The sequence below is a fragment of the Pseudothauera nasutitermitis genome, assembly GCF_004801295.1.
Taxonomy (GTDB): Bacteria; Pseudomonadota; Gammaproteobacteria; order Burkholderiales; family Rhodocyclaceae; genus Pseudothauera; species Pseudothauera nasutitermitis.
The window spans coordinates 166,526-180,445 of the sequence record NZ_SSOC01000004.1; the positions used below are offsets into that span (position 1 = coordinate 166,526).

13 protein-coding genes are annotated in these 13,920 nt (G+C 68.7%); 11 read left to right on the top strand and 2 right to left on the bottom strand.

Annotated elements, in window-relative coordinates:
- Nucleotide 1: 1 nt before the first annotated feature.
- The 8 genes from recX (at nucleotide 2) to ilvA (ending at nucleotide 7,805) form a co-directional block, all read left to right on the top strand.
- Entirely contained in the window at nucleotides 2-457 is a 456-nt protein-coding gene (gene recX / locus E6C76_RS11145) for a recombination regulator RecX (protein WP_136348328.1), read from the top strand.
- Nucleotides 438-1,160, top strand: coding sequence for an LPS export ABC transporter ATP-binding protein (gene lptB / locus E6C76_RS11150; protein WP_136348329.1), 723 nt, complete (start codon nucleotides 438-440; stop codon nucleotides 1,158-1,160). The genes recX and lptB overlap by 20 nt, the downstream gene beginning before the upstream one ends.
- A gap of 17 nt (nucleotides 1,161-1,177) precedes the next feature.
- Complete coding sequence (locus E6C76_RS11155; RefSeq protein ID WP_136348330.1) at nucleotides 1,178-2,629, top strand: RNA polymerase factor sigma-54; 1,452 nt, start codon at nucleotides 1,178-1,180, stop codon at nucleotides 2,627-2,629.
- Nucleotides 2,630-2,649: 20 nt separating this feature from the next.
- A complete protein-coding gene (gene hpf, locus E6C76_RS11160; RefSeq protein WP_136348331.1) occupies nucleotides 2,650-2,973 on the top strand; it encodes a ribosome hibernation-promoting factor, HPF/YfiA family in 324 nt (107 codons plus the stop codon).
- Between the two features lie 138 nt (nucleotides 2,974-3,111).
- Nucleotides 3,112-3,597 carry a PTS IIA-like nitrogen regulatory protein PtsN gene (gene ptsN, locus E6C76_RS11165; RefSeq protein ID WP_136348332.1) on the top strand — a complete coding sequence of 162 codons (486 nt, stop codon included), beginning with the start codon at nucleotides 3,112-3,114 and terminating at the stop codon, nucleotides 3,595-3,597.
- A complete protein-coding gene (gene hprK, locus E6C76_RS11170) occupies nucleotides 3,566-4,504 on the top strand; it encodes an HPr(Ser) kinase/phosphatase (protein WP_136348333.1) in 939 nt (312 codons plus the stop codon). Before ptsN ends, hprK begins: the two co-directional genes overlap by 32 nt.
- Before the next feature lie 89 nt (nucleotides 4,505-4,593).
- Entirely contained in the window at nucleotides 4,594-6,210 is a 1,617-nt protein-coding gene (locus E6C76_RS22270; RefSeq protein WP_230976246.1) for a GGDEF domain-containing response regulator, read from the top strand.
- A gap of 74 nt (nucleotides 6,211-6,284) precedes the next feature.
- Entirely contained in the window at nucleotides 6,285-7,805 is a 1,521-nt protein-coding gene (gene ilvA / locus E6C76_RS11180; protein WP_136348334.1) for a threonine ammonia-lyase, biosynthetic, read from the top strand.
- On the opposite strand, the gene E6C76_RS11185 is transcribed toward ilvA, so the two are convergent.
- Nucleotides 7,784-8,401, bottom strand: coding sequence for a 5-formyltetrahydrofolate cyclo-ligase (locus E6C76_RS11185; RefSeq protein ID WP_136348335.1), 618 nt, complete (start codon nucleotides 8,399-8,401; stop codon nucleotides 7,784-7,786). The genes ilvA and E6C76_RS11185 overlap by 22 nt on opposite strands.
- A gap of 41 nt (nucleotides 8,402-8,442) precedes the next feature.
- Here E6C76_RS11185 and E6C76_RS11190 point away from each other — a divergent pair, with 41 nt between their 5' ends.
- From E6C76_RS11190 to E6C76_RS11200, 3 genes are all read left to right on the top strand, one after another.
- Entirely contained in the window at nucleotides 8,443-10,374 is a 1,932-nt protein-coding gene (locus tag E6C76_RS11190; protein WP_136348336.1) for a lytic transglycosylase domain-containing protein, read from the top strand.
- A gap of 220 nt (nucleotides 10,375-10,594) precedes the next feature.
- Nucleotides 10,595-11,557 carry a complex I NDUFA9 subunit family protein gene (locus tag E6C76_RS11195; RefSeq protein ID WP_136348337.1) on the top strand — a complete coding sequence of 321 codons (963 nt, stop codon included), beginning with the start codon at nucleotides 10,595-10,597 and terminating at the stop codon, nucleotides 11,555-11,557.
- A complete protein-coding gene (locus E6C76_RS11200; RefSeq protein ID WP_136348338.1) occupies nucleotides 11,557-12,771 on the top strand; it encodes a multifunctional CCA addition/repair protein in 1,215 nt (404 codons plus the stop codon). Before E6C76_RS11195 ends, E6C76_RS11200 begins: the two co-directional genes overlap by 1 nt.
- Here E6C76_RS11200 and E6C76_RS11205 read toward each other — a convergent pair.
- The gene (locus E6C76_RS11205; RefSeq protein ID WP_136348339.1) at nucleotides 12,749-13,867 is read right to left on the bottom strand and encodes a metal-dependent hydrolase; all 1,119 of its coding nucleotides are present in this window, start codon (nucleotides 13,865-13,867) and stop codon (nucleotides 12,749-12,751) included. The two genes, E6C76_RS11200 and E6C76_RS11205, sit on opposite strands and share 23 nt — an antisense overlap.
- Nucleotides 13,868-13,920: the final 53 nt, after the last annotated feature.

Below are 13,920 nucleotides of genomic sequence, written 5' to 3' on the forward strand. Positions count from 1 at the left end.
CATGGCCGGGGCGGACCTGCGTGAACGCGCGCTGCGCCACCTGGCGCAGCGCGAACATTCGCGCGCGGAACTGACGAGGAAACTCGCCGGGCACGGCAGCGCGGAGGAAATCGACGCCGTGCTCGACCGCCTTGCCGAAGTGGAGCTGCAGTCCGACGCGCGTTTCGCCGGGGCCTGGGTGCGCAACCGCGCGGCGCGTTTCGGCACCGCCCGCCTGCGCCACGATCTGGCCAGCCGCGGCGTGGATGCCGGGCTGATCGATGCCGCGCTCGGCGACGAGATGGCCGACGACGAGCTGGAGCGTGCGCGCCGTGTGTGGGCCGCCAAGTTCGGCCAGGCGCCCGGGGATGCCCGCGAATGGGCCCGTCAGGCGCGTTTTCTGCAAGGGCGCGGCTTTGCCGTCGCGGTGATCCGCAAGTTGCTGAAAGAGACCCCGGATGAGTCTGCTGAAGGTTGAAGGGCTGCAGAAGCGCTACAAGTCGCGCACTGTGGTGCATGACGTGGGCTTTGCCGTCGGCAGCGGCGAGGTGGTCGGCCTGCTCGGCCCCAACGGCGCCGGCAAGACCACCTGCTTCTACATGATCGTCGGCCTGGTGCGCGCCGACGGCGGCGAGATCGTGCTCGACGACGCCCGCCTGACCCATCTGCCCATCCATGCGCGCGCGCGCATGGGGCTGTCCTACCTGCCGCAGGAAATGAGCGTGTTCCGCAAGCTCAGCGTGGAAGAAAACATCCGCGCGGTGCTGGAACTGCAAGGCCTCGACGAGGAGGCCAGCGACCAGCGCCTGGAGAATCTGCTGGAAGAACTCGGCATTGCCCACCTGCGCGACAGTATGGCGGTGTCGCTGTCCGGCGGCGAGCGCCGGCGCTGCGAGATCGCCCGCGCGCTGGCCACCGATCCGCGCCTGATCCTGCTCGACGAACCGTTCGCCGGGGTCGACCCGATCGCCGTGCTCGACATCCAGAAGATCATCCGCTACCTGAAGGAACGCGGCATCGGTGTGCTGATCACCGACCACAACGTGCGCGAGACGCTGGGCATCTGCGACCGCGCCTACATCATCAGCGAGGGCCGGGTACTGGCCAGTGGGCGGCCCGACGAGATCGTCAGCGACGAGCGCGTGCGCCAGGTCTATCTCGGCGAGCACTTCCGCCTCTGACCCGGGCGAGCGACGGCATGAAACCCACCCTCCAGCTCAAACTCTCGCAGCACCTCACGCTGACGCCGCAACTGCAGCAGTCGATCCGCCTGCTGCAACTGTCCACCATCGAGCTGAACCAGGAAATCGAGCGCTTCCTGCTGGAAAACCCCATGCTCGAGCGCGAGGACGGCGACGGCAGCGATTTCGGCGCGGCCGCCGCGCCGCCGTCGGCGTCTTCCAGCACTGAAACGCAGTCCTCCGGCGAAAATGCCGAAAGCCCGCGCGAGGAGGCTGCCGAAGCCGATCCGTCGAGCTACGACGAAGCCGGCGAATGGCTCAGCGCGGCCAGCGGGAGCGGCAGCAAGCGCGACGATGACGACGACGTCGACTTCCAGGAATTCCAGGCCGCGGAAACCTCCCTGCGCGACCACCTCGACCAGCAGGTCGCGCTTTCCCCGCTGTCCGACCGCGACCGCGCGCTGGTGCGCTTCGTCATCGAAGCACTCGACGACGACGGCTATCTGCACCAGTCGCTGGAAGAGTTGCTGCCGCTGCTGTCCGAGGAACTCGAACTCGACATCGACGACCTCATCATCGCGCTGCACCACGTGCAGAACCTGGAGCCCGCCGGCATCGGCGCGCGCACGCCGGTGGAATGCCTGAGCCTGCAGCTGCGTGCCATGAAGGCGGAGCCCGTGCGCGATCTGGCGCTGAAGATCGTCGATCATCATCTCGAACTGCTCGCCGAGCGCAACTTCGTCAAGCTCAAGCGCCTGCTCGGCTGCGACGACGACGCGCTGCGCGCCGCGCACGCGCTGATCTGCCGGCTCGATCCGCATCCGGGCTCGCGCTATGCCGCGCAGGAAACCCGCTACGTGATCCCCGACGTGGTGGTGCGCAAGCTGCGCGGCCAGTGGGTGGTCAACCTCAACCCGGAGGCGATGCCCAAGCTGCGCATCAATGCGCTGTACGCGCAGATCCTCCAGCAGAACCGCGGCACCGGCGGCGGACTCACCGGCCAGCTGCAGGAAGCGCGCTGGCTGATCAAGAACGTGCAGCAGCGCTTCGACACCATCCTGCGCGTCTCCCAGGCCATCGTTGACCAGCAGCGGCAGTTCTTCGATCATGGGGAGGTGGCAATGCGTCCGCTCACGCTGCGCGAGATCGCGGACCAGCTGGAACTGCACGAGTCCACCGTGTCGCGGGTCACCACCCAGAAGTTCATGGCCACTCCCCGGGGGGTGTTCGAACTGAAGTATTTTTTCGGCAGCCACGTCGCCACCGATACCGGTGGGGCGGCATCTTCCACTGCGATTCGCGCGCTGATTCGCCAGCTGGTGGATGCCGAGGACAGGAAGAAGCCTCTGTCAGACGCCCGGATCGCCGAGTTGTTGGGCCAGCAGGGTATCGTCGTCGCGCGGCGCACCATCGCCAAATACCGCGAATCGCTCAATATCCCGCCGGTCAGTATGCGCAAAACGATCTGAACTGAAGAAGAGGAGTCATCATGAATCTCACCATCACCGGGCATCACGTCGAAGTCACGCCGGCCATCCGCGAATACGTGACCTCGAAGCTGGACCGTGTCATCCGTCATTTCGACAACGTCACCAGCGTCGGCGTGATCCTTTCGGTGGAAAAGCTGGACCAGAAGGCCGAAGTGACCCTGCATACGCGCGGCAAGGACATCTTCGTCGAAGCGCACGACGCCGACATGTACGCGGCCATCGACGCCATGGTCGACAAGCTGGACCGCCAGGTGCAGAAGCACAAGCAGAAGGTGCAGGACCATCATCACGACGCGCTCAAGCACCAAAGCACCGAGCTGTGATCGTTTCGCTGGTTCTATCGGCCTAGGGTGTGGTTTAATGCGCGCGTTTTTCAGAACGCGCCGTCAGCCGGCACCCGGCCGCCAAGTTCTCCGCCTGTGCGGCGCACGGTGGTCCGGCGCCGCGCGGAGCCTGACCGAATGAGTCTGATCGCCCAACTTCTCCCCCTTTCCAACGTGGTCGTCGATCTCGACGCGAGCAGCAAGAAGCGCGTGTTCGAGCAGGCCGGCCTGCTGTTCGAGAACAATCAGGGCATCGCGCGCAGCGTGGTGTTCGACAGCCTGTTCTCGCGCGAGCGTCTCGGCTCCACCGGGCTGGGCCAGGGTATCGCCATTCCGCACGGCCGCATCAAGGGGCTGCAGGAGGCCGCCGGGGCGTTCTTCCGCCTGGCTACGCCGGTGCAGTTCGATGCCCCGGACGGCAAGCCGGTGAGCCTGCTGTTCGTGCTGCTGGTGCCCGAGCAGGCCAACGAAAGCCATCTGCAGCTGCTTTCCGAACTGGCGCAGATGTTCAGCGACCGGGCCTTCCGCGAAGCCCTGCAGAACGCACCCGATCCGGCCGCCATCCACGCGCTGTTCGCCGATTGGGGCCCGCATGCGTCAGACGAGCGTCTCGAGGCTGTATGAGCGTCTGGGTCAGCCCCTTGAGCTGACCCATGTGTGCGGCGGTCTGGAGACCGCCATCGCGGTTTCCGAAGAACGCATCTGGCCGGCCGATCTGGTCGGCCATCTCAATCTGATCCATCCGCAGCGCCTGCAGATCCTCGGTGCCGCGGAACTGGCCTGGGCGCGCCGCCAGTCGCGCGACAAGATCGCCCACCACCTCAACGAAATCCTTGCCGCCCGCCCGCCCGCCATCGTGGTCGCCGACGGCAGCGAAATCCCCGGCTTGCTCCACGGCCTGTGCGAGAACTTCGGCGTGGCGTTGTTCACCACGCCGCAGGCCTCCGCCGGGGTGGTCGACCAGCTGCGCCAGTATCTGGCCCGCGAACTGGCGGAAACGGTGTCGCTGCACGGCGTGTTCATGGACGTGCTCGGACTGGGCGTGTTCATCACCGGCAGTTCGGGCGCAGGCAAGTCCGAACTTGCGCTGGAACTGATCTCGCGCGGGCACGGCCTGGTGGCCGACGACGTGGTGGAATTTGCCCGCATCGCGCCCACCGTGCTCGAGGGGCGCTGCCCGGAACTGCTGCAGGATTTCATCGAAGTGCGCGGCCTGGGCCTGCTCAACATCCGCACCATCTTCGGCGAGACCGCCTGCCGGCGGAAGATGCGCCTGCGCCTGGTGTGCCACCTGGAGCGCCGCCAGCCGGGCCAGGACGATCCCACCCGCCTGCCGCTGCAGCAGGAGGCGCAGGGCGTGCTGGGCGTGCAGATTCCGCGCGTGGTGCTGCCGGTGGCCGCCGGGCGCAACCTGGCGGTGCTGCTGGAAGCGGCCGTGCGCTCCACCATCCTGAAACTGCGCGGCGTCGATCCGACCCAGGATTTCATCGACCGCCAGAGCCGCGCAATCACTGGGGAGCTGCCCGATTGAAGCGGTCCGCGGCGGGTATTGCTGCGCCGCATGGTTGTGCACCGCACGTCGATGCCACATAATCAGTGGCTGTGCGAGACCGCTTTTTGATGAACACCCAGCCTCTTTCCCACTTCGACGACCGTCTGCACGCCCTGCGCGAGCGCTGGGAACAATACGTTGCCGGCGGACAGCTGGAGCAGTTCGTCGAGTTCGCCGTGGCGCTCAACAGTCTGGTCGAGCATTTCGCCCGTCTGCGCCTGCCCGGCCTGACGCGCTTGTGCGAAGGACTGGAGAACGCCGTGCTGCCCCATATCGGCGATCCGTCCGCGCACCCGCTGGGCCCGCAGGCGGTGGCCTCGCTGCAGCGCCAGCTCGATGCGCTGTTCGGCTCGGTGAGTACCTCGCGCAACGGTTCGGTGCCGGTGCGCCGCCAGACCGAGGGCGTGCCGGTGCGCGACGGCGAGTGGGTGAAGCCACGCGAGGTGTGGATCGTCAGCGCCGCCGCGGACGACGAGGTGGCCGACGGCCTCAGCCGCCAACTGCGCTTCTTCGGCTTCAAGATCACCCGGGTGGATTGGCACAACGTGCCCGAGGACACGGAGCTGCCGCTGGCCGTGCTGTTCGTTCCGGCGCGCGCGCGGGCCGAAGTCGATGCCGAGGCCCTGCGCCAGATCGCTGTGTTCCGCGCCGCATGCCCTGCCAGCCAGTTGTTCTACCTGGGCGTGGCGGCCTTCATCGAGCCCATCGTCGCGCTGATGCGCGCGGGGATCGATGTGGCGGTACCGGCCGACGAGCAGCCGGCCATGGTGGTCAATCGCATTCTCGACCTGATCCAGACCGAGGAACAGGACAAGTACCGCGTGCTGGTGGTGGAGGATTCGCGCGTGGCCGCGACGCTGATCCGCCGTACGCTGGCCGAGCACGGCATCGACAGCCACGCCATCGCCGACCCCGGCACCCTGCTCGACACCCTGAAGGACTACCGTCCCGACCTGATCCTGATGGACATGTACATGCCGCGCTTCAACGGCGTGGAGGCCACCCGGGTGCTGCGCCAGATGTCGGCCTATCACACCCTGCCCATCGTCTATCTGTCGGGCGAGTCCAACATCGGCATGCAGGTCGAGGCGCTGCGCCTGGGCGGCGACCAGTTCCTCATCAAACCCTTCAACCCGGTGCTGCTGGCCGCCGTGGTGAAGACCAAGATCGCCCGCTTCCGGGAGATGCAGCGTTCCACGCAGGTGGATGGACTCACCGGCCTGCTCAACCATTCCGCCGCCAAGGCGAGGCTGAAGGCGCTGGTGGAGGCCGCCGGCTACGAAGGGCGGTTCACCGTGGCCATGCTCGACATCGACCATTTCAAGTCGGTCAACGACACCTACGGCCATCCGGTGGGCGACCAGGTCATCCGCGGGCTGGCCTGGCTGCTCAAGGCGCGCCTGCGCGAAGGCGACCTGATCGGCCGCTATGGCGGCGAAGAGTTCATCGTTGCCCTGCCGGGTACCGACGTCCTGCTCGCACAGGCGGTCTTCGACCGCATCCGCAGTGATTTCGCCGCGCTGCCGCACACCCATCCGTGCGGTGTGCTGTACGCCACCTTCAGCGCCGGGGTAGCCGGCTATCCCGCCCAGGACAGCGCCTCGGCGCTCACCGAGGCCGCCGACCAGGCGCTGCTGCAGGCCAAGAGCCTGGGGCGCAACCGGGTGGAAGCCGCGCCCGACTGAACGTGCGCCCTTGCCGCGGCGCATCATCGGCTGCTACGCTCGATCCCTTTCGCCGTACGCGCACAGCCTCCGCCATGACCGCCGCCAGCCCGGATTATCTGGAACGCATCCTCAATGCCCAGGTATACGACGTGGCCGAGCCCACCCCGCTCGAACTCGCCGACAACCTGTCCGCCCGCCTGCACAACCGCATCCACTTCAAGCGCGAGGACATGCAGCCGGTGTTCAGCTTCAAGCTGCGCGGCGCCTACAACAAGATGGCGCAGCTTTCGCCGCAGGCCCTCAAGCGCGGAGTGATCTGTGCTTCCGCCGGCAACCACGCCCAGGGTGTGGCGCTGTCGGCGCAGAAGCTGGGCGTGCGCGCGGTCATCGTCATGCCCACCTCCACCCCGCAGATCAAGGTCGACGCGGTGAAGGCGCGCGGCGGCGAGGTGGTGCTGGCCGGCGATTCGTATTCCGACGCCTACGCCCGCGCGCTGGAGCTGGAGAAGGAGGAAAAGCTCACCTTCGTGCACCCTTTCGACGATCCGGACGTGATCGCCGGGCAGGGCACCATCGGCATGGAGATCCTGCGCGATCACGCCAAACCCATCCATGCGATCTTCTGTGCGGTGGGCGGCGGCGGGCTGATCGCCGGGGTGGCCGCCTACGTCAAGCGCCTGCGCCCGGAAACCCGCATCATCGGCGTGGAAGCGGTGGATGCCGACGCGATGACCCGCTCGCTGGCCGCTGGCCGCCGGGTAGAGTTGGAGCAGGTCGGCCTGTTCGCCGACGGCGCGGCGGTGAAGCTGGTCGGCACGGAAACCTTCCGCCTGTGCCAGCAGTATGTCGATGAGATGATTCTGGTGGATAACGACGCCATCTGTGCGGCCATCAAGGACGTCTTCGAGGACACCCGCTCCATTCTCGAACCGGCCGGCGCGCTGGCCGTGGCCGGCGCCAAGGAATACGCCAAGCGCAACAAACTGCGCGACAAGAGCCTGGTGGCGGTGTGCTCCGGCGCCAACATGAACTTCGATCGCCTGCGCTTCGTCGCCGAGCGCGCCGAACTGGGCGAGCAGCGCGAGGCCGTGCTGGCGGTGAGCATTCCGGAAAAGCCGGGCTCCTTCCGCAAGTTCATCGGCGTGCTGGGCAACCGCAACATCACCGAGTTCAACTACCGCTATGCGGACGCCGCCACCGCGCACATCTTCGTCGGCGTCACCGTGCACAACCGCGCCGAGGCCGGCCGACTCACCGAGATGCTGGCGCGCCATGAGCTGCCGGCGGTCGATCTGACCGACGACGAGATGGCCAAGACCCACGTGCGCTACATGGTGGGCGGCCGCGCCCCGCAGGTGGACAACGAACTGATCTACCGCTTCACTTTCCCCGAGCGCCCCGGCGCGCTGATGAACTTCCTCTCCAACCTGCATTCGGACTGGAACATCAGCCTGTTTCACTACCGCAACCATGGCGCCGACTTCGGCCGCGTGCTGGTGGGCATGCAGGTACCGCCGGGGGATCGTGGTGCCTTCCAGGAATTCCTCGACCGCCTGGGCTACGACTACATCGACGAAACGGCCAACCCCGTCTACCGGCTGTTCCTCGGCTGATCCACGCCGGGGCGGAACACCCCCGCCTCGGTGACCAGCCAGTCCATCGGCCGGTCGTGCGACTGCGGCAGCACGCTGTCCGCGCGACCCAGTTCGAAGCCCACGCCGATCGCCACCATGGGCAGCGCTGCCAGGGTGCGGTCGAAATACCCGCCGCCATAGCCCAGCCGATAACCGGCCGCGTCGAAGGCGTTCAACGGGATCAACACCGCATCCGGCACGAGGGCCTCGCCGCTTTCCGGATAGGGGATGCCGTGGCGGTCGACCGCCATCGGTACGTCCACCGACCAGCGCCGGAACACCAGCGGGTGGTCGCGCTCCAGCACCACCGGCAGCGCCGCCGTGCGCCGTGCGCCGCCCGCCTGCCAGCGGCTCATCCACGCGCGCAGATCCGGCTCTCCCCGCCACGGCCAGCAGAACGCCAGCACGCCCGGCGAGAGATCTGCGCACAAGGTATCGAGGTGGGTTTCGATACGCGTTTCCAGACCGGCTCGCGTATTGGCATCCAGCGCTTCGCGGCGTGCCACGGCCTGCGCGCGCAGCCGCCTGCGGGCGTCTTCCGGGGCAGGTGTAACAGCGCTGGAGGCGTCGTTCATTGTGATAACTTGGTCAGCTTATGTGCGGGGGATGGTAAGCGATGGTGAAGCGGTTGTGGGGAGGGCTGGCGCTGATCGGCTGGCTGCTGGCGAACGGATCGGCAATGGCGCAGAGCGGCGACGCGCGCATCCTTGCCGCGCGCGAAGCCTTGCGCACCGGCGACCGCGCCACCCTCGAACGCCTTGCCGCGCAGCGCCAGCCGCATGAGCTGGATGCGTATGTGCAGTACTGGCTGCTGTTCAACCGCCTGGCCCGCCCTGAACCGCCCCCGGCCAATGAACTGCGCGAGTTCCTCGCCGCCCACGAGGGCACCCTGCTGGCCGAGCGCCTGCGCGGCGACTGGCTGCGCCGCCTGGCCAAGGACGGCGAGTGGCGCGAGTACCTGAACGTCTACGCCGGCCTGCAGCGCCCCGACGATGAGCTGACCTGTCAGTCCTGGCGCGCCCGCCAGACCCTCGGGGATGCCCAGGTGGTGGCCGAGGTCGCCGCGCTGTGGAACGAGCGGGTGAATCACCACGCCGCCTGTGAGCCCGTGCTGCGTGCGCTGGCGCTGGAGCGGCGCGTCTCGGTGGACGACATCTGGTCGCGCATCCGCCGCCAAGTGGAAGGGCGCGATACCGCGCCGGCCAGCGTCACGTTGAGCTGGCTGCCGGTCGGCGAGGCGCCCTCGCAGGCCGATTTCAACCGCGCACTGGGCAATCCGGGCCAATACCTCGCCGCCTTGCCCGCCACTGCGCTGGAGCAACGCGCCGGGCGGGAACTGGTATTGGCGGCCATCGTGCGTCTGGCGCGCGAGAACCCCGAGGAAGCCTATTTGCACCTGCTGCGGCTGGGTGACCGGCTGGGCGCCGAGAAGGCCGCCCAGGCCCACGCCGCGCTCGCCCTGCGCGCGGCCTACCGCCAGCTGCCGCAGGCGGTGGACTGGTTCGTCGCGGCCGGGGATGCGCCGCTGTCCGCCGAGCAGCGTGCCTGGCGCGTGCGCAGCGCATTGCGCGTGGGCGACTGGGGGCGGGTGCGGCAGGGCATCGAGGCCTTGCCGGCCGCCGAGCGCGAGCGGCCCGAATGGATTTACTGGCTGGCACGCGCCCATGTGGCGCTGGGCAGTCCGGAGCTGGCCACGCTGCTGTACGAGCGCATTGCCGCCGAGCCGAATTTCTACGGCCTGCTGGCCGCCGAGGAGCTGGGTAGCCGTTTCGTGCTGCCGGGGCGCGCCGGTGGCGTGATGGCGCCCGACCGTGCGCGGGCCGAGGGCGATCCGGGGCTGCGCCGTGCGCTCGCGCTGTACCGCCTGGACATGCGTCTGGACGCGGTGCGTGAATGGAACTGGGCGCTGCGTGGCCGCGACGAGGGTTTCCTGCTGGCCGCCGCCGAGCTGGCGCTGCGCAACGACATCTACGACCGCGCGATCAACACCGCCGAACTCGCGGGCGCGGCGGCGCATTTCGAATTGCGCTTCATCACGCCGTACCGTCAGGTGATCGAACCGCAGGTGCAGCGCCAGGGGCTGGACATGAGCTGGGTGTATGGCCTGATGCGCCAGGAAAGCCGCTTCATCGCACCCGCACGTTCGAGCGCCGGCGCGCAGGGGCTGATGCAGGTGATGCCGGCCACCGGCAAATGGGTGGCGGGCAAGATCGGCCTGCGCAACTACCATCCGCGCATGCTGACCGATCCGGACACCAATGTGCTGCTGGGCACCAGCTACATGCGCCTGATCCTGGACGATCTGGACAATCATCCGGTGCTCGCCTCCGCCGGCTACAACGCCGGGCCCGGCCGTGCGCGCCGCTGGCGCGACGATCGTCCCATGGAAGGGGCGATCTATGCGGAAACCATTCCCTTCGACGAAACGCGCGATTACGTCAAGAAGGTGATGGCCAACACGGTCATCTACGCGGCCATGCTCGAAGGCCGCCCGCAGTCCCTGAAGAGCCGCCTGGGGGTGGTGGCGCCCCGTCCGCCCGGCAGTTGAGCGGTGGGGTCGGTGCGGGTCCGTGCAAGGCAGGCCGGCAAGGCGCGCGCTGCCACGGCGTGTTGACCATGGCCATACTGCTGGAAGCCGTCGCAAGCTCAAGCCGTTTTACGCCTTCGCCAGGCGTCACCGATCCAGTGGGCGCGTCCAACTGCGGTTTCTAGGATAATCGGCCGCATGGTGGTGGCTGCCGCTGCCCCGCCGATTGGAGGATGCGCGCATGAACCCGGAACAAGTCGTACTGGTCGGAGGCTCCGGCTTTCTCGGTGCCGCGCTGGCGAACCGCCTGTGCGCGACCGGGGTCGCGGTGACGGTACCCACGCGGCGGCGTGCGCGTGCGGGGCATCTTCTGCTGCTGCCCAACGTCACGGTCGTGGAAGTCGATGTACGGAGCCCCGGCGTGCTGGAGGGCTTGTTCACGGGCGCCGACGCGGTGGTGAACCTGGTCGGTGTGCTGCATTCGCGTCCCGGCACGCCATGGGGGCCGGGTTTCGAGGAGGCCCACGTCGCCCTGCCGAAACGCATCGTGGCGGCCTGCGAAAAGGCCGGGGTGGGGCGTCTGGTGCATGTCAGCGCGTTGGGCGCCGATGCCGCCGGGCCGTCCGAATATCTGCGCTCCAAGGCGGCCGGCGAGGAGGCCGTCCGCGCCGCCCATCTGTCCTGGACGATTCTGCGTCCGTCCGTGGTGTTCGGTCGTGGCGACCGCTTCCTGAATCTGTTCGCCACGCTCGCCAGGCGGTTTCCGCTGTTGCCGCTGGCCTGCGCCGATGCGCGCTTCCAGCCGGTGTGGGTGGAGGACGTGGCCGAGGCCGCGTGGCGCTCGCTGCGGGAATCCGCGGCGGCCGGACAGGCCTGCGAGCTTGCCGGGCCGCGTGTCTATACGCTGCGGGAACTGGTCGCCTATGCCGCCGAGGTGGGTGGTCGCCCGCGTCGCATCGTCGCCTTGCCGAACGCCCTGGCAACCTTGCAGGCCGCGCTGATGGAGCTTGCGCCCGAGCCGCTGATGAGCCGCGATAATCTGCGCTCCATGCGGGTCGACAGCGTGGCCAGCGGCGCGCCCCTGCCCTTCGGCCTGACGCCGACGCCGCTGGAGGCGGTGGCGCCGGGCTGGCTGGGCGATGGAGGCGCGAGCCGACGCTACGACGACTTTCGCCGCGGCGCACGGCGTGGGGGCGTGCGTTGATGCGTTGCTACGTGGTGGGCGGCGCGGTGCGCGACGAACTGCTCGGCCTGCCGGTGCGCGACCGGGACTGGGTGGTGGTGGGCGCCACGCCGGAAGATCTGCTGGCGCGCGGATTCCGTCCAGTGGGCAAGGATTTCCCGGTGTTCCTGCACCCGGAGACCCATGAGGAATACGCGCTGGCGCGTACCGAACGCAAGACCGGACGCGGCTACAAGGGCTTCGCTTTCCACACCGAGCCGGACGTGACGCTGGAAGAGGATCTGGCACGCCGCGACCTGACCATCAACGCCATCGCGCGCGCCGAGGACGGCACGCTGGTCGATCCCTATGGCGGGCGGGCCGATCTGGCGGCGCGGTGCTTCCGCCACGTCGGCCCGGCCTTCGCCGAGGATCCGGTGCGCATCCTGCGGGTGGCGCGTTTTGCGGCGCGCTTCGCCGATTTCGCCGTGGCGCCGGAAACCCTGGCGCTGATGCGCGGCATGGTCAGCAGCGGCGAGGTGGATCACCTGGTGCCCGAACGGGTCTGGCAGGAACTCGCGCGCGGGCTGATGGAGGCCAGTCCGTCGCGGATGATCCGGGTGCTGCGCGATTGCGGCGCGCTGGCGCGCATCCTGCCGGAAGTGGATCGCCTGTTCGGCGTGCCGCAGCCGGAGAAATATCATCCCGAAGTGGACACCGGCGAACACGTGCTGCGCGTGATCGACCGGGCCGCCGCGGCCGGCCAGCCGTTGGCGGTGCGCTGGGCCTGCCTGCTGCACGATCTGGGCAAGGCCGACACGCCGGCGGCACTGCTGCCGCGCCACCATGGGCACGAGGCGCGCGGCGTGCCGCGCGTGCGCGCGCTCTGCGAGCGCTTGAAAGCGCCTGCCGATTGCCGTGAGCTGGCCGAACTGGTGGCGCGCGAACACGGTGTGCTCGCGCTGGCCGAAGAGCTGCGCCCGGAGACCATGGTGAAGGTGCTCGAACGCGTCGACGCCCTGCGCCGCCCCGAGCGTTTCGAACTGGCGCTGGCCGCCTGTGCCTGCGACCACCAGGGCCGTCCGGGCCACGAGGAGCGTGAATACGCGCCAGCCGGCCATTGGCGCACGGCGCTGGCCGTACTGCGTGCGGTGGATGCCGGGGCGATTGCGCGTGAATGCGCGGACCGCACGCGCATCCCGGAACGCATCCACGCCGCGCGTGTGGAAGCCGTCAGGGCCGCGCGGCGGAAGTGAGCGGTGCGCGGCTGTCGTCGTCCAGCCAGCGTGCGCCGTCCCCGGAGAGTGCGTAGAGCCGCCATGGGCCATCCGCCGAGGGGGCGCACAGGCCGTAGCGGAACGGCCGATGATCGCGCTGCGGGATGTCGAAGCGCAGATCGCGGAAGGCGGCGCAGCGCTGGCCTTGCGGGCCGTCGGCGACCTGGTCGAGCACCGGGAACATGGAAAACCAGCGGAAGAAGGCGAACTCGTCGGCCTGCCACACCGCGCGCGCGAAGGCTTTGTCCCCGGCGCCGCCGAACATCGGCAGGCGGATCCACCCGGCCTGGGCCACCGGCAGATAGGGCGCGGAAAAGCGGCGGATGAAGGAAGCGTCCGGGGTGACGGTGAGCGCCTCGGTGCGCCGCGTGTTGAGGTGGGTGAGGTGATAGGCGCTGCCATCAAACAGCACCACCGTCCAGTTGAACGGCGAAGCCGGACGCGGCGCGGCATCGATGTGTTCGATGGCGATGCCGTGCGCGGCGGCGTAGGCCCGTCCGGCATCGATGGCTTCGCTGCGTCCCTGCCAACTGAGGCCGACCCAGCCGGCCAGCGCGGCGAAAGCGAGCACGGCGGGCAGCCGGCTGCGTCGCCAGACGGCGCTGGCGAGCAGGCCGGCGATCAGGATGCCGGTGAACACCAGATCGATGATGAAGGTGGTGCCCAGGCCGAAGCGCCAGTCGGAGAACGGTGCCAGCATCATGGTGCCGAACTGGGTGATGAAATCGCCGGCGATGTGGATCAGCACACCGCCCAGGGCCACCGGGTAGAAGCCGCGCCAGGAAGGCCGTCCGGCGGTGCTCCAGGCCGCCAGCCGTGCCATCAGCCAGGCGAGCGGCAGGGCCCACAGCGGGGCCAGCAGCAGCGAATGGGTCACGCCGCGGTGGCCGCGCAGATAGGTGATCTCGGAGATGTAGCCGAGAACGAAGTCGATGTCTGGAAAGGCTCCGGCGGCGGCACCGGCGAGCACCGCGGCCAGCGCCGCCGGGCGCCGGTCATCGGCGGGTGCGCCGGCCGGGCGTGCCATCACGCGGCCGAGCAGGGCGCCGGACAGGGCGTGGGTGAGGGTGTCCATTGTGGGGAAAGGCGCGGTGGCTCGCGCGGCAGGATGCGCGAGCCACCGTGGCC